This window comes from Coleofasciculus sp. C1-SOL-03 (genome assembly GCF_040220555.1).
Lineage (GTDB): Bacteria > Cyanobacteriota > Cyanobacteriia > Cyanobacteriales > Coleofasciculaceae > Coleofasciculus.
On sequence record NZ_JAVJUO010000234.1, the window covers coordinates 22,679 to 39,187 of the forward strand.

The 16,509-nt window shown below is 45.8% G+C and carries 13 protein-coding genes and 1 tRNA gene; 7 read left to right on the forward strand and 7 right to left on the reverse strand.

The features are described from left to right. Nucleotides 1–56: 56 nt before the first annotated feature. Nucleotides 57–1,364, reverse strand: a complete 1,308-nt coding sequence (locus RIE73_RS35500; protein ID WP_446405641.1) for an SWIM zinc finger family protein — start codon at nucleotides 1,362–1,364, stop codon at nucleotides 57–59. A gap of 95 nt (nucleotides 1,365–1,459) precedes the next feature. Then, nucleotides 1,460–2,131 carry a global nitrogen regulator NtcA gene (gene ntcA, locus RIE73_RS35505; RefSeq protein ID WP_446405642.1) on the reverse strand — a complete coding sequence of 224 codons (672 nt, stop codon included), beginning with the start codon at nucleotides 2,129–2,131 and terminating at the stop codon, nucleotides 1,460–1,462. Nucleotides 2,132–2,415: 284 nt separating this feature from the next. On the opposite strand from ntcA, the gene fabI reads away from it, so the two are divergent. The 3 genes from fabI (at nucleotide 2,416) to RIE73_RS35520 (ending at nucleotide 4,399) form a co-directional block, all read left to right on the forward strand. Beyond that, entirely contained in the window at nucleotides 2,416–3,192 is a 777-nt protein-coding gene (gene fabI / locus RIE73_RS35510; protein WP_446405643.1) for an enoyl-ACP reductase FabI, read from the forward strand. Between the two features lie 126 nt (nucleotides 3,193–3,318). Continuing rightward, nucleotides 3,319–3,798 (forward strand): type II toxin-antitoxin system antitoxin SocA domain-containing protein, encoded by a 480-nt coding sequence (locus RIE73_RS35515; RefSeq protein ID WP_446405666.1) that lies wholly within the window; start codon nucleotides 3,319–3,321, stop codon nucleotides 3,796–3,798. 1 nt (nucleotide 3,799) lies between these two features. Continuing rightward, a complete protein-coding gene (locus RIE73_RS35520; RefSeq protein ID WP_446405644.1) occupies nucleotides 3,800–4,399 on the forward strand; it encodes a type II toxin-antitoxin system PemK/MazF family toxin in 600 nt (199 codons plus the stop codon). A 195-nt stretch (nucleotides 4,400–4,594) separates the two neighbouring features. Here the strand turns inward: RIE73_RS35520 and RIE73_RS35525 are convergent. Both RIE73_RS35525 and dprA read right to left on the reverse strand, forming a co-directional pair. After that, nucleotides 4,595–4,667: transfer RNA gene (locus tag RIE73_RS35525), tRNA-Arg, on the reverse strand. Nucleotides 4,668–5,120: 453 nt separating this feature from the next. Then, entirely contained in the window at nucleotides 5,121–6,245 is a 1,125-nt protein-coding gene (dprA, locus tag RIE73_RS35530) for a DNA-processing protein DprA (RefSeq protein WP_446405645.1), read from the reverse strand. A 408-nt stretch (nucleotides 6,246–6,653) separates the two neighbouring features. Between dprA and RIE73_RS35535 the strand changes: the two genes are divergently transcribed. From RIE73_RS35535 to RIE73_RS35545, 3 genes are all read left to right on the forward strand, one after another. Further along, nucleotides 6,654–7,739, forward strand: coding sequence for a Fe(3+) ABC transporter substrate-binding protein (locus tag RIE73_RS35535; protein ID WP_446405646.1), 1,086 nt, complete (start codon nucleotides 6,654–6,656; stop codon nucleotides 7,737–7,739). A 521-nt stretch (nucleotides 7,740–8,260) separates the two neighbouring features. Then, nucleotides 8,261–8,866, forward strand: a complete 606-nt coding sequence (locus tag RIE73_RS35540) for a vWA domain-containing protein (RefSeq protein WP_446405667.1) — start codon at nucleotides 8,261–8,263, stop codon at nucleotides 8,864–8,866. A 397-nt stretch (nucleotides 8,867–9,263) separates the two neighbouring features. Continuing rightward, entirely contained in the window at nucleotides 9,264–10,121 is an 858-nt protein-coding gene (locus RIE73_RS35545) for an HIT domain-containing protein (RefSeq protein ID WP_446405647.1), read from the forward strand. 55 nt (nucleotides 10,122–10,176) lie between these two features. On the opposite strand, the gene RIE73_RS35550 is transcribed toward RIE73_RS35545, so the two are convergent. Beyond that, complete coding sequence (locus RIE73_RS35550; RefSeq protein ID WP_446405648.1) at nucleotides 10,177–10,524, reverse strand: hypothetical protein; 348 nt, start codon at nucleotides 10,522–10,524, stop codon at nucleotides 10,177–10,179. Continuing rightward, a complete protein-coding gene (locus RIE73_RS35555) occupies nucleotides 10,508–10,999 on the reverse strand; it encodes a Nif11-like leader peptide family natural product precursor (RefSeq protein WP_446405649.1) in 492 nt (163 codons plus the stop codon). Before RIE73_RS35555 ends, RIE73_RS35550 begins: the two co-directional genes overlap by 17 nt. A 339-nt stretch (nucleotides 11,000–11,338) precedes the next feature. Here RIE73_RS35555 and RIE73_RS35560 point away from each other — a divergent pair, with 339 nt between their 5' ends. Next, complete coding sequence (locus tag RIE73_RS35560) at nucleotides 11,339–11,941, forward strand: glutathione S-transferase family protein (protein ID WP_446405650.1); 603 nt, start codon at nucleotides 11,339–11,341, stop codon at nucleotides 11,939–11,941. 102 nt (nucleotides 11,942–12,043) lie between these two features. Here the strand turns inward: RIE73_RS35560 and RIE73_RS35565 are convergent, their stop codons facing one another. After that, nucleotides 12,044–16,186 (reverse strand): transporter substrate-binding protein, encoded by a 4,143-nt coding sequence (locus RIE73_RS35565; RefSeq protein ID WP_446405651.1) that lies wholly within the window; start codon nucleotides 16,184–16,186, stop codon nucleotides 12,044–12,046. Between the last annotated feature and the right edge of the window lie 323 nt (nucleotides 16,187–16,509).

Consider the following 16,509-nt stretch of genomic DNA (forward strand, 5'->3'; position numbering starts at 1 on the left):
TCGATCTAACAAAATCTAGGGCTAAAGCCCTTACTACGAACCAAAATTGCTGAGTGTTATCGAAAGGCAATCAACTGATGTTGGGCAAAAGCACTTAAGGGGAGAAAGTCATCACCATTCCATTCGCCAAACACGGTGATGGGATGTCCCCCACTCAGGGCAAATAACTGCCAACCCTCTGTAAATTTGGGGGCGAGGCGTAATAGGTGATTGTCACCGTCGCGCAATGCCCATCCTTGGTTATACTTCTGGGGAATAACCCCTTGTAAGCTGAGGGGAAATTGGTCTAACCAGGGTTGACAAGCTAACGCATTTGTGTATTGAGTCAGTGCCGTGGCGATCGCCCTTTCCCCCTGCATCTGTGTAAATGGTATGGCTGGGGCGTGGCGGGTTTTGACAATTGCCCGCAACGGATAAGCGCTGGCAAAGAATCCCAAATCGGCATCAAGGAGAGTACCGGGGATGAGACTGGTGTCTAGGGGTTGAGAATGATGAGCAAAGGTAAGAATCAGGGCGAATCGATGGGTCTGTTGTCCCTGTAACCATATCCGTTGCGCCCTGAGGTTATCCTGATCTTCGATACATTGTCCTAAGATTAACCAGCGATCGCGGATCATCGAGGTAGCGGTTTCTTCTTTTTGCCCCCAACCAATCGCCGTGCGGATATCAGCTTGAGTGTCTGGGGGTAATGTTTCTAGGCGTTGGAATCCTTGGAGTAACAAATACAAGCGTCCCAACCGTTGCAAAAGACGTTCTTGCCAACCCACCCCCGTATACGGAATTCCCGACATCTCCTGCAGGTGACGCGCCAATCCTGGGGCTTGAGCATCAATCATCCGGGCGGCTACCGTATCCCAAAACCGATAGTCTTTTTCCGGTAACGTGGCTAATCCCTGACGCACTAAATCCCGTAACCAACGATCTAATTCTTGCACCCCGGCGGCAACATTTTCCTCCCGTTTGGCGGCGCGTTTGGCTTGAGCCACGGGATCAGCCACTTTTTCGGATTTTTCTGCCTTTTTCGCCTGTTTTTGACGGCGAGTGCTAATCCAATCGTTGACCCAGTCGGGGGGTTGAGTTTGGTTAAAACTATCGGGTTGATTGGCGAAAAGGAATAGGAGTCCAAGTCCATGTTTGCAGGGAAATTTACGACTCGGACAACTGCACTTAAACGCCGTTTCGCCCAAATCGACTTGGGTTTGATAGGGTTGACTGCCACTTCCTTGACACTCTCCCCACACTGCCTCCTGATTCCGTCCCAATCCTTGCCATTTCGATGACCGTGCCAAGCCTTGACCATTTTGGGCAGACTTAGCATCGGGGGCAAGTGCGAGGATTTGTTCCGGAGTCCAGGTAATGGGCATGGCTGATGACAAACCCTTAATTCAGTGCCGATATTGGCTAGGATTTGAAGGGGTGACAAGCAGTCTTAAACCCTTGAAAGTAAGGCTTTGGATGCTTAGGTGAACTGCTGACTCAGCACCACAGGATTGTGAACTGTGATTTTTTTCTTTTGAATAGAGATCATTTCATCGTTTCGCAGATCCCCCAGAAGCCGAGTGACGGTGACTCGTGTGGAACCAATTGCTTCTGCGATCGCTTGATGAGACAGCTTTAAGTCAATGGTAATCCCATCCTTGCCCGGAATGCCGAAGTCACGGCAGAGAATCAATAAAAAACTCACCAAGCGCGATCCCATATCCCGGTGAGCTAATGTCTCGATCATCATTTCCGTCTGTAAAATCCGCGAGGACAGTCCCTGTAGCATCAACATCGATAACTCCGGGTTGTCCTTGAGCGCTTGCTCGACTTGATCAATCGGAGCCGAAAGCAGTTCAACCGGGGTAAATGCCACCGCATGGTAAAACCGATCCGAGCGGTGACCGGTGATCAAAGACAATACCCCAAAGACACTATTTTCCCGCAACAAGGCAACTGTAATTTCCTCCCCCGCCTCATAGACGCGGGAAAGCTTCACAGCCCCTGTCATTAAAAAGTAGACCCGTTCGGCGGGATCTCCGGGGAAAAAAATCGTCTTCCCCCGTTCAAAGCTTTCGACAACGGGAGGAAATGAGCTTCCGCCGATTTGACGGAACACAGCTGCTAACGGTCTATCTTGCGTCACGACCATACCTATTACCCTTGCATCAAAGCCTTACTGACTTCGTATATGCCGATGAAGCTTGAGGCTCCCAAATCGGCTCAATCAACGTTGCCTATATTGTATTCAAGAATACTTAATACGAGTTCCAATAGGTTTTTTGTACCAATTGTTACATAATGAGGTGAGGTGTCAACGGACACCTGACGAGTTGAGTTGACGGTTCACGGTTTGGAGTTATCATACAACGAACATCGCCCCTAACGGTTACTCTTTTACGAATTGTTCTATTGTCTTGAAGAATTAACAGACCTATGTTGAATTTGACTGGAAAGAATGCCCTGGTGACTGGGATTGCCAACAATCGATCAATCGCCTGGGGCATTGCCCAACAGTTACACCAAGCGGGTGCAGAGTTGGGCGTCACCTATTTACCCGATGAGAAGGGACGCTTTGAAAAGAAAGTCAGAGACTTGGTAGACCCCCTAAAACCCAGTGTATTCTTACCCTGTAACGTCCAAGATGATGCCCAAATCGACGCCACCTTTGAGGCGATTGAGAAGCAGTGGGGCAAACTGGACATCCTCGTCCATTGCCTTGCCTTTGCCAACAAAGAGGACTTATCCGGAGAGTTTAGCCAAACCTCGCGCCAAGGGTTTACCACAGCCTTAGAAATTAGTACCTATTCCCTCACTCGATTAGCTGCTGCGGCGAAACCCTTGATGAAGGAGGGGGGCAGTATTGTCACCATGACCTATCTTGGCGGCGTGAAGGTGATCCCCAATTACAATATCATGGGTATCGCCAAGTCAGGATTGGAGATGAGCGTCCGTTACCTCGCCGCCGAATTGGGACCGAGTAATATTCGGGTCAATGCGATTTCCGCTGGTCCAATCCGCACCCTAGCGTCTTCCGCCGTGGGTGGCATCTTGGATATGATTCATCATGTGGAGCAGGTAGCCCCCCTACGACGAACTGTTACCCAGCTAGAAGTTGGCAATACCGCCACCTTCTTATCGAGTGATCTCGCCAGTGGGATCACGGGTCAGGTTTTATATGTCGATGCTGGATATGAAATCATGGGTATGTAATTGGATGCCTCGGTCAAGAAATCGGGTTTCTTTGGGTGAAAGCTTGCTCTTTCTGTCATCTTCACGAGAAACCCAGTTTCTCATAATACTTGACCGACGCTCTAGGCATCAGCATTAAAAGGAATGATGTTGAAGCAACTCATCAAATATTTTGTCTATAAGACAAAAGGGCATATCACGAAAACACAGCTTATTAATTTTTTATACTTGGCTGATCTTTATACGGTTAAATGGACAGGAAAACCACTTACTCAATTAAACTGGTGTTATTACCACCGTAGTCCCTGGCATGAAGACATAGACACAGCGCTCCGTCAAATGGATGGGAAAGAGATTACCTTGAACGCTGAAGGACATACCCTTTTGATTAGACTAGGTAGGGAAGCCGATATAACCAACGATATAACTTTACCTTTGGGTCTACAACTCATGCTTGATAACATTAGACGAGAGTGGGCTGGTGCAGCCAAATTGGAACAGTTATTAGAGTATGTAAACAATACAGCTCCAATCCTCGAAGTGAGGGAAATTCATAAACCCGAAGCAAAAGTTAAACTCAACTTAAACGCCGAACGAGAAAAATTGGTGAATGAGTTAGGATTGTAGAATGGCTGGACAAAAACCTCGGCAAGGATGGATTTACCAGATTAATCCTAATCGTGTTTCTTTGCGTTGCCAGCGGGGTCATGTTGATATTTATGATTTAAACGAACCCGGTGAAATCGAGTGTAGCCATGACTCTTGTACCGAACAGCTTAATTCGAGTCGAGTTTTGAGAGGCAGTCATCCTCACCTTGTTTGGACAAGTGAGCAATTTCAAAATGACTCGGATAACATACAAACATTTGCAATTATTCCCTTAAGTTCAAAAGAGACATACAAGGGATTACCAACCGTTTACCCGATTAATCCAACCCAAAGGAATGATCTTGAGGCTCAATCTTATGCTTTAGTGCATCAAATCTACACAGTCGATAGTAACTGTTTGAAAGATTCTGATCATCATTGGCTAAAACGCATAGGACAGTTAGACAAATCCGACAAAGAGGCTATAGAGAAACGATTACACTATTTTTTGGTAATACAAGATAATCCAGATAGTGACTGGTTTTGCCAAAATGTCTCTCCAGAGTTGGCTAAACAGGTATTTTATCAGTTAGCTGCAGATGAGCGAAATAACCTCATCGATGAATTTCTGGGTTTTTGACCAAAGAGCATTTTAGGATATTGGGATTCGATGTCCCCAAACTATTTCGCCTATCCATTTCAGCACTCTCTTTCTCCGGCAGCGTGGAACTTCCAGCATTTTTTGCTCAAAAACTGACACACATTACAATGTGACAGTTAATGAGTTATCGGCTGAAATCCTAGCCAAGTAAGAATACAGGAGTTTCTGGCTGAACGAGCACGGAGGGATTTGAACCCCCGACACCCAGAACCGGAATCTGGTGCTCTATCCACTGAGCTACGCGCCCCTGCGTGCAGCGGCGTTTCCAAGGAAACACACTGGCACAAATCAGATTATAACGTTGATTTGGAAAAAACGGCAATCTGTGCCAAATAAAAAATTACCCTGCCATGGCTCAGACTAAATCTGGGTTAACTTCCCCCATGTTGATCTTATTTTTCACGGGATCTGGAAAACCTCTCTCCCAACCTCTCTCCTTCAAGGAGAGAGGCTTTGAATTCTCCCCCTTCTGTGAAGTATTGGCTTCCCCATGGAACAAAAAGCGAAGCATCTGCTGGCTTCCCCCTTTTTAAGGGGGACGGGAGGGGGATCGAAACGGGGACGGAAGGGGGATCTAATAAGGGGGAACGAGGGGGGATGGAGAAGGGGTTAGGGGATGAGGGGGAAATAATAAAAACGTGCGAATACACAGCCCTAAAACCGGGCGCACGTCTGTGCGCCCCTACGATAAAATAATGATTCAATTTCGCCGATATAACATCCCCGGTAACTGCGACACTAACCCCTCTAATTCCAATTGCAACAAAACACCGGAAATCTCCGCTACTGTCATCCCCGTTTCCTGAACAATCACATCCAAAGGCGTCGGTTCAATGCCCAAAACTTGAAACACCTTTGCCAACTCTGGCGCTAACTCCGGCGTCGCTTTAGCGGGTTCTGACTCAAATAAAGATAACTGTTTCCCGCTATCTAATTCCGGTATCGCCCCCAACATATCTAATAAATGCCCTTCACTCAAAATCACACTTGCTCCCCGATTCAATAATCCCAAACATCCCACCGCATTGGGATTATCTAACGAACCGGGTAATGCATACACATCCCGACAAAACTCATTGGCTTGATACGCCGTAATCAACGCCCCTGATTTCGTTGGCGCTTCCATGACTAAAACCGCCCGACTCAACCCGGCAATAATTCGATTGCGTTGGGGAAAGTGGGGGCGATTTGGTTTGGTTCCTGCTGGATATTCACTTAATACCAATCCCCGGTCTAAAATCGTCTCGTACAGGAGTTTATTTCGAGGCGGATAAATCACATCAATTCCTGTGCCAAAAACCGCTACCGTTCTCCCACCCGCCTCTAAACATCCCTTGTGGGCTTCGGTATCAATCCCGGCTGCCATTCCAGATACTACAGTAAAGCCCTTTTTCGCCAGCGCTGCACTAATTTTCCTCGTCCAACGTTTACCATAATCCGTCGGTTCACGAGTTCCGACGATCGCAACCATGGGCTTCATTCCCTGATTTTCCTGCTGATCCACCTGTCCGCGATAGTACAATACGGGCGGCGGACTGGGAATCTCTAGTAATAAGCGGGGATAATCCGGATCAGCAGGTGTCCAGAACCAGGGATTTTTGATAGAGTGTTGTTCGAGAAACTGTTGGGGCTTGAGATGCGATCGCGTTTTCTCCACAGCCTGAACCAATTGCCGCCCAAACCCTTCCACCTGACCCAACTCCCTCGCTGGAGACGCCCAAGCCTCTGCTAATGAATCAAAATGTTGCTGTAGGCGTCGCAGTAATATCGGTCCTACACGCGGGACTTGTGACCAAGCTAACCAGTAGGCGCGATCGTCTGCCAACGGATTATCCTCCCTATTGATATATACTTCCAGTTAATCGAACTATTGCAGGTTCAGACAACATCTATAGCACTACGTATTGAGGTTAGGACAATAAAATTGGGTGAAAAAGCACTCAACAGGGGGTTGAAACTGTTGCCTGTTGCCTGTTCCCTGTTGCCTCTCCCCACCACAAGATTTATTCAATAGCCCCTAATTAGAACTCAATTAAGAATAAATTGCATTAAGCAGGTACAATAATCATCTGTCTACTCCAGTGCAGCCCGGTCAACCGAGGTGAACCCTGGGCAAATCAAGTCGCCTAATCCAAAATAGGCTCAGATATTTAGCGATCTGGCAACGGGTCACAAAGGACAGCGATCGCGGCTCACTGGAACTCAACCCAAATCACAACAAGACTGGTCGCTAATGAAAATTACTAGACGTAGTATAATCGGACTCTGCTCTGGACTCGCTCTATTAGTCGTTGCTGGCTGTTCGAGTCCCAACGAACCCGCCGATACTGTAAGCACAGATGGCGCGGCGGATAACACAGCCGATGCGGGGGAAATTAACCTCTACTCCGCCCGCCATTATGACACCGATGATGTCCTCTACGAGAACTTCACCGAAGAAACGGGAATCGAAGTAAACCTGATTGAAGGGGATGCGGATGAGTTGATCGAACGGATCAAGAGTGAAGGCGAAAACAGTCCAGCAGACGTATTAATTACCGTTGACGTGGGACGCCTGTGGCGGGCGCAAGAGGAAGGCTTGTTACAACCCATTTCCTCAGAAACCTTAGAATCAGCCATTCCCGCCAATCTCCGTGATCCCCAAGGAGAATGGTTTGGGTTATCCAAACGGGCGCGAATCATTGTCTATAACAAAGAGAATGTGCAGCCAGAGGAACTCTCCACTTATGAAGCCTTAGCCGAACCCGAATGGAAAGGACGAGTGTGCATCCGCAGTTCCGAAAATATCTACAACCAATCCTTAGTCGCCTCTAAGATAGAAGGCAAAGGGATGGAAGAGACAGAAAACTGGGTCAAAGGCTTAGTAGATAACTTTGCCCGTCCCCCCGAAGGCAATGACACCGCGCAAATTAAAGCCGTAGCCGCCGGTCAATGTGATGTCGCGATCGTCAATCATTATTATGTAGCCCGTCTCAAAAAATCCGATGCGGCAGAAGATCAAGACGTAGCCGAAAAAGTGGGCGTATTTTTCCCCAATCAAAACGCCAATGGGACTCACGTCAACATCAGTGGCGGCGGTGTGGTTACCGATGCGCCGAACCAAGAAAATGCGGTTAAGTTTCTAGAGTACCTAGTAACGCCAGAAGCCCAAGAAATCTTTGCCAATCAAGCGAATGAGTATCCTGTCGTGACAGATATGGAACCCAACTCCGTTGTGGCTGACTTTGGCGACTTCCAAGAATCAGAGTTAGATGTCGTCAGTTATGGGCAAAAGAACCCAGAAGCGGTTAAGCTAATGGATCGGGCAGGTTGGAAGTAATCCTTAATGATCCCAGTCGGGATTGTAGGATAATTTTAATGGGTAGGGGCGGGTTTTATGATTATCCTTGTTCGTCTACCCGGATATGACTAAACCCGCCCTCATCTCCTCTAAGTCATCGGACACAACTAAAGTAGTGGGATAGGTTGTAGTGGACTGACACAGCTAAAATTGTGGAATAGATTTGACGTTTAAACCGGGCGCAAGGATGGTGCCCCTACAATTCTAATCCACCAAATAAGGTGTGTCACGCCAGTAGGGTGGGCATTGCCCACCACCCTTCAGTCGGTGACATTCAACCAAAAGGTGTATAACCTCAGATACTCACACAGGTAAACTAAAAAGTAATCAACAGGTCAGTCATTGACTACCAACACCGAGCATGTCATCCGTGCAACCAACATCGGACATCCCCACCCTAATCTCTCTAATAAATCCGTGAAATCAGTGTGACCCAAAATCCCAAACCCCTACCCTAATCTCTCTAATAAATCCGTGAAATCAGTGTTATGGCAGATTCAATTATGGAAAACCGCGACTATACTCTAATCATCGACAAAAGTGGCAGTATGTCAACGCCTGACCAACCGGGTGGACAAACCCGTTGGTATACCGCCCAAGAATCAACTCTCGCCCTCGCCCGAAAATGTGAACAGTTTGACCCCGATGGTATCACCGTTTACCTTTTTTCCAGTCGGTTTAAACGCTACGATAACGTTACCTCAGACAAAGTGGGACAAATCTTCCTCGAAAATGATCCCATGGGGCGGACTGACTTGGCTAGTGTACTTCAGGATGCACTCAATAGCTACTTTCAGCGCAAATCAGCCGGACAAACCAAACCCCAAGGCGAAACCATTTTAGTCATCACAGATGGGGAACCCGATGATCGCAAAGCCGTGATGCGAGTGATTGTGGAAGCATCGCGCCACATGGATAGAGATGAAGAATTGGCAATTTCCCTGATTCAAGTGGGTAACGATCCCACCGCCACGCGATTTCTTAAGATTCTCGATGATGAGTTGCAAGGGGCGGGTGCCAAATTTGATATCGTTGACACTGTTACTTTAGATGATATGGCAGATATGACGTTACCTGAAATCTTGTTGAATGCGATTCAGGATTAAACGTTAAGCGGGGCGGGTTTGATCACCTTCACCCCTAAAACCCATGGAACTGACAAAACTGGTGGGCGATGCCCACCCTACAGTCTGTTCCCTTGATGAAGAATTAGAGATGGCGATTCCTCAATATTCTGGATGATGAACTGCAAGAAGCAGGTGCTAAGTTTGATATTGCGGATACTGCAACTCTAGACGATATGGCGGATATGACACTATCCGAAGTTTTGGTGAATGCGATCATCGATTAATCGCTAATCCGCTTATTTTACCGTTTGAGGTTGGGTTGAGCAAAGTCGAAACCCAACCTAATACGAATGTCGCTGACTTAAGCTAGGTTCGTAGTAGGCACGAAGCATGCCAGAAGCGCTAAAGCGCTTACTACAAACTCTATTCCTGTCCGATGAAAAAGCAAGCCAATAAATTCAGTCATCTCACCGCTAAAGACAGAGTTTATCTCTCCTTTCCCGGACAACTTCTTGTTGATCAAAATCGGCTTCAGGGTAAAATTCTAGACTTTGGTTGTGGCTTGGGCAATGATGTCAAACTTCTGCGGCAAAAAGGCTTTGATATCATCGGCTATGACCCTTGCTATTTCCCCGAATACCCTACTGTGAAATTTGATACTATCCTATGCTTTTATGTGTTAAATGTTCTCTTTGCTGAAGAACAGGCGACTGTGCTTATGAACGTTTCACAGTTGTTAAAACCAGGTGGAAAAGCCTATTATGCGGTAAGGCGGGATCTGAAAAAAGAAGGATTTCGCGAACATTATATTCATAAAAAGCCCACCTATCAGTGTATCGTCAAACTTCCCTTCCAATCCATTCACCTAGACGAGTATTGCGAAATTTACGAATACGTTCATTATAACTATCAACGGCATTCGGAAAATAAGTGTCTTTTCTGTAACCCTCGCAGAAGTCTGCGAGTCTTAACCGAATCAGCAACGGCGTATGCCATGTTTGATGGCTATCCCGCCAGCAAAGGTCATGTTCTGGTGATTCCAAAACGTCATGTTGCCAATTATTTTGATTTGGACTTTAAAGAACAATCGGCTTGCTGGTTTATGGTTAACAAAGTCCAAGAGTTTTTAACCAAGCAATTTCATCCCGATGGGTTTAATGTGGGATTCAATGTGAATCGAGAAGCCGGACAAAAAATGATGCACACCAGTATTCATGTTATCCCTCGTTACCAGGGAGATGTTCAGGGTAAAAAAGGTGGCATCAGATCGGCGATTCCCAAACGAAAATTTTAAGTCAGCCCCTCTCCCAAGCTGAGGAGAGGGGAAACTAGAGTAGAACCTTTTCAGTTTACTTACGGGAACCCGCACCACCAGCGATAAAATTAACTAGCTTTTTGAGTGCTGGAAAACTTTCTTTGGTGCCTTGACTGGAAAAACCGATAATTTTAGAGAACTCCTTCTCAGACAATTCACCGGACTGATACCGCGCAAAAGCATCAACAACCCGAAGTAAATCGTCCTGGGAAAACTCCAAACCCTGTTTAGCCGCAAACTCCACTACCAGCGGGGCGCGATCGGTGAGGGCTTGCGCTTCTGCGGCGTCGAGTTCGGCATAACTACTAATATCCCCATCACCTACACCAAGTAATGCTCCTAGTTGTTGTTGAAGTTGTTTATCGTCAGCCGTTTTCTGCATAAATTGTAGTACTTGAGGAACAGTGGTGCATAAATTGCAGCACACTGGGCGTAGAATTAGTAGGCTGGATCACCGGGACGAGTTTCCCATTAATTCGTTGATAGCGAGTCCCCCGATAGACAAATTCTAATGTCTTTTTAATCGAGGGAATACTCTCTTTTGTTCCTTGATCCAGGTTGGATAATCCAATGCGTTGGGCAAACTCTGCTTCAGACAGTTCTCCTAACTGATACCGCCCAAACGCATCAACGACTGTTCTTAAATCGTCAACGGAAAAATCAAACCCCTGCTGGGCGGCAAGCTTGACCACTAATGGGGCGCGATCGCCGGTTAAGGCTTCGGCTTCTTGGACATCGAGTTCCATTTGACTACTGATATCCCCATCGCCAACGCCTAGCAATGCCCCTAGGTGTTGCTGTAAGTTTTGATCTTCTGCGGTTCTCCGCATAAATTGCAAGGCTTTTGTCGTTGTCATTTCAGTTATCGAGGTTACAATTCTTGAAAAGAAATATCTTACATGAATCCCGCCACGATTCAATATGATTTAACAACTCTTAAATCTACTTCTTGAAAGTTTTATTCATTATGCCATAGAATGTTCATGGCGAACAGTTTTATAGTTCAAAAACGTTTTTACCCTAACAAAGGTTAAATAACATCTCTAAGTAGGTGGACTTTCATGAAAGTTAACGGTTGAGATTAGGGAACAGGGAACAGCAAGGGTTTGAGGGTAATTTACAAAAGTTAATACAGTACCGTTTTTTTGTCCGACTACTTACTCGATAGCAATATCATCATTTACAAAACTTAAAAGATGAAACTATATGATTTTTTACGATCTGGGAATTGCTACAAGGTACGTTTGTTAATGACTCAACTAGGAATTCCGTTTGAGCGGGTAGAGGTGAATATATTACAAGGAGAAAGTCGAACCCCTGAATTTATGCCCAAAAATCTCAATGGACGAGTTCCTGTTTTAGAAGTTGAACCGGATAAATTTTTGGCAGAATCAAACGCAATTTTATTTTATCTGAGTGAAGGGACGCCATTTTTACCCGATAACTCTTGGCAGCGAGCAAAAGTCCTGCAATGGTTATTTTTTGAGCAATATAGCCACGAACCCTATATCGCCACCTCTAGATATTGGATTTCCATCTTGGGAAAGGCAGAGGAGTATCAGGAGGCTCTCGCCCAAAAACGCCAACCAGGTTATGCGGCGCTCACCGTGATGGAGACTCATTTACAAAAGCATCGATTTTTTGTGGGCGATCGCTACACGATCGCGGATATTGGCTTGTTTGCCTATACTCATGTTGCCGAGGAAGGCGGCTTCGATTTAAGCAGGTTTCCTAGCATCCTAAGTTGGTTAGAGCGGGTTACGGTTCAACCTAGACATATTCGCATCACTCAAAAATAAGTAACATTGAATCTTGCCGATCAATAAACAACGGTACGCCGTTTTGATAAATTATGCTCAGTCATAACAGTAGCGATATGATTTTATAGTTTAGTTAAACAATTATTGATGATCCAGAAGCCAATACGTCACCATTTCGCCTCTCCCCCTAACATTAATCGCTCCTCGTTTTTCCAACTGATAGTTATGCTTAAGTCGCTGATATGTTGCTTCGGTGACTTGAATACATCCTTTTTCACCAGAGGATTCCATCCGTGAGGCAATATTAACCGCATCTCCCCATAAATCATAGATAAATTTCTTCGTCCCAATCACCCCAGCCACGACAACACCTGTATTAATCCCAATGCGGATTTTAATATCTTCACCCAATTCAACTTGAAAGCGTTTCATCGCCGCTTGCATTGCCAATGCCATTTGTGCGATCGCCTCGGCATGATCGGATCGGGGAATCGGTAAGCCAGCCGCTACCATATAAGCATCACCAATGGTTTTAATTTTCTCTAATCCTAATTGATCGACCAACTGATCAAACCGGGAAAAAATCTGATTGAGTAAATTAACCAATTCAATCGGGTTTAACCGAGCCGATAGCGGTGTAAATCCCACAATATCAGCAAACAAAATCGTCACATCACTAAATTGTTCGGCAATGACGCCTTGATTATTTCTGAGCTGATCGGCAATAGGTTGAGGCAAAATATTTAGCAATAACTGTTCTGACTTTTGTTTCTCTAAATAAAGGGCTTGTTCGGCTTGCTTGCGATCGCTAATATCTCGTGCCACTAAAATAGCCGTTTCTGTAGACAGGGGAGAAATCGTTTCCGCCAACCAAACCTCCTTACTATCAATGGGTAGGGAATATTCAATCGAGACGGTTTCCTGAGTCGATATTGCCTGGAGAATCCCCTGGAGAATCAGATCCGCTTGGGGACGTGGCAAATCCTCATCGAGTTTTCTGCCGATCATCGCCTCCGGTAATTTGTAAATAGTTGCCGCCTTCGTGGGAATAATATTTAAACAGCGTCCCGACACATCTCTCACGGTAACCCTATCAGTCATGGCGGCAAATAGCGCTTTCATTTCAGCTTGTACTTTCTTTTGTTGCAGCACCGTTCCCAATTGAGCCGCCACCCCATTCACCAAATCGCTTAATCCTTTGTTCTCAGAACTATTGGTATGGGTAAAAAATACCAGAATTGCTAATACTGAAGAGGGAGAACTCAGCAAACAACTGTTCCCTTGGGTTGTCGGTTGCTCCGGCTTAACATTGGCAATAATCGGTACGCCAAAGCTTGCTTTTAAACCACACTGTACTGCTGATTCCAATCGCAACAAAACATCGTCTATCTGACTCAAATTGCTGATCCAGTGAGACTGTTGCGTTAACCAAACCTGTCCCGGAATCTCTTCTCCCGGATAAAACGTGAGTAATTTACTATACTCTCGAAAACCTTCAATGGCTTTGTGCAAATCCGGATCAAGTCCTTGACGTTGACAATACCAACGACGGCTAGGGATTAAAATTGACTCATCGGTAGAGGGAATCCAAGCTTCGCCATAAATCCAACCCGTGATTTCACATAACTTCTGTAAGGCTACCTCTAAAGCCGTATCAAAATCAGACGCCGCATTAATGGCTTGAGACAGGGTTAATAAGAGTTTCACCTCTTCTTCCGCTTGTTTGCGATCGCTGATATCCTGGTGAGAACCAACCGTCCGCACAGGCTTTCCGTTTTCATCCCATTGTGCTTGTGCCCGCGCCAAAATCCATTTATAACTACCATCTTGGCAGCGCATCCGGTATTCAGACTTGTAGGGAATCGTTTTTTGTTCTAAATGTTTATGCCATCGGGCTAAGGTTTGCTCAATATCCTCTGGATGGACAAGGCGATGCCACGTTTCGTAGTTGTGGATTATGTTTGGGTCAGTGTAACCCAGCATTTGTGCCAAGTAAGCTGAAGTGAATAATTCATCAGTAGACATGTTCCAGTCAAAGATTCCATCCCTAGTACCGTGTAGCACTAACTGCCAACGTTCTTCACTTTTACGTAACGATTTTTCGGTTTGTTTTTGAGCGGTAATGTCTGTAATTAAACCTTCTAGATAAAGTAATGTACCATCAGGGTCAACAATGCCTTGACCTTGTTCCCAAACCCACTTTAATTGTCCAGTTGCAGTAATAATTCGGTAAGTCAGTTGGTAAGAACGGTGATGATCTAGGGCAATTTGTACCTGGTCAAATACAGCCTCTTGATCGTCAGGGTGAATCAGTTGATTATAGGTAAGTATTTTTTGCTGTGTGAAAGCTTCAACGGGATAACCCGTGAGGTTATAGCACCCTTCACTGATAAAAAGCATAGTCCAATCGGAGTCATTCAGACAACGATAAGCAATACCGGGTATATTGCTCATTAAGGTTGCCAAACTCCTTTGGCTTTCCGCTAAAGCTAACTCAGCTTGTTTGCGTTCTTGGGCTTCCATTGCCAAGGAGACTAAATCAGCCAGCGATCGGGCAAAGTTTTGGTCTTCTGCTGTCCAATGGCGAACTGTTCCTACGTTCCCTAAACAGACGATTCCGGCGATTTCTCCTCGGATTTGAATCGGTACATCCAGAATCGAGGTGATGTTACAGGGAATTAAATAAGACGCCGCCAATTCTTGCATTCTGGGGTCAGTTTGGGCATAATCGGCGGCAATCAGTTGGTCTTGTTGTAATGTCTGAAAATAGGTGGGATAGTCCGCCACAGCGAGTTCAATTCCTTGGCTGTGTTGGTTATGATTCTTGTCAAATAAGTCAAGACATTGCAGCTTCGTTCCCGTTTGGTCAAATAACCAAATCCCCGTGCGTTCAACCCCCAAACTTTGCACACCCGCTTGGGTAATTTCCGCGAAAGCGCTGTTTAAATCGCCTTGATGGATAGCGGGACTTTTGGCTAATTGGGTTAAGACTCGGTTATGATTCCGCAGCGCGATCGCACTTTCCCGTAAGGCTTGTTCGGCTTGCTGTAATTTTTGCGTCAAGGCTTCAAGTTGGCGAGATTTTTGCTCCGACAGCCAGGTTTCTTGAATCCCTTGGCTGACTTGAGATAACATTTCAATCACCAAGTCTGATTTATTAAAGTCGAGTTCTTCAACTCCTAACCAAGGAAACGGTTTAATTGGTGTTTGACTCCTGTGGAGTACCTGAAATTGTCCACCGGGTAAAATTTGTCCAATATAAGAATATTTGCCAACATGATGATTGGGTTGAATTTGAATTAGTCCCCCCGGTGCGGCAAAACGTTGATTGTATGCGGCTAACCGCACCTGATCCACGGCAAAGGATTGGGCAGATTCGACGGCTAATTTCCACAAGTAAACTTGATTATAAGCCGCTTCAATTGGATCAGACGTAACTCGATTTGTGCCATATCGCGCCTGGAATTGCTGCACAAACCGCTTATTTTCCGGCGTATTTAAACTCTGGAAATAACTCCAACTGGCATAATGTCCAACCGCCGCATCTTGCATCGTTTGCAGTTCCACTTCTGCGACACTCACCGCCAGAATCGGAATATCCTCAGCAGTTATCCCAGCATCTCGGTATTGACGATAGAAAAATTGATTTCCTTGTCCATTCAGGGTATTGAACACAACATCCGGCTGCGCTTGCTGGATGCGGGCGATCGCGTCACTAAAATCTGTCTCCGCCAAATCCACATAGTCTTCCCCAACGACTTCGCCACCCTGTTGCTTGAGTTGACAGGTGATGATCTTATTTACCGTGCGGGGAAACACATAATCGGAACCCAGTAGATAGAAGCGTTTTCCTTTGTGAGATAGTAACCAAGTGACGGCGGGTTCCACTTGTTGATTGGGACAAGCGCCCGTATAAAAGATGTTAGGAGACTGTTCTAACCCTTCGTACTGTAACGGATACCAGAGGAGAGCATTCAACGTCTCAACGACGGGTTTAACCGCTTTACGGGTAGCCGATGTCCAACAGCCAAAAATGGTAGTTACGCCCTCAAATTGAATCAGTTGTTGGGCTTGGCGGGCAAATTCTGCCGGATCAGACGCACCGTCAACCACAAGCGGCTCAATCGGTTCACCCAAAACGCCTCCAGCTTGATTGATTTGTGCGATCGCCATCAGCGCTGCATCAATTAAGGGTCTCTCACTTAGAGACATTGTGCCAGTTTGGGAATGTAAGATACCAACTCGCACTCCAGATGCAGAGGATGGCTGGTTTAAAGGCAACATGATCAAAGCCTACGGTTATTTTATACAGAGTGTATGAGGAATCCATAGATAGTCCTTTTCAAGCCAATTGAGTGGCAACCAGGAGTTTTTGCCAAATTAAATTTTGCTCACAGAAAAATACAGGGGAAAATCAACCCTCTATCTTTTATTAAACCAGCCGCCAAATCTATTGGTCAAACTTATAAATTTTAGTTATAGTCCCCCCAGTATTCCTAGAAACCGGGTTTCTCATGAGGATGACAACGCCCTATCAACCGTTCACCCAAAGAAACCCGGTTTCTTGAGCGATGTCCCAGATTGTCCTAATGGTTACTTTAGGCTCC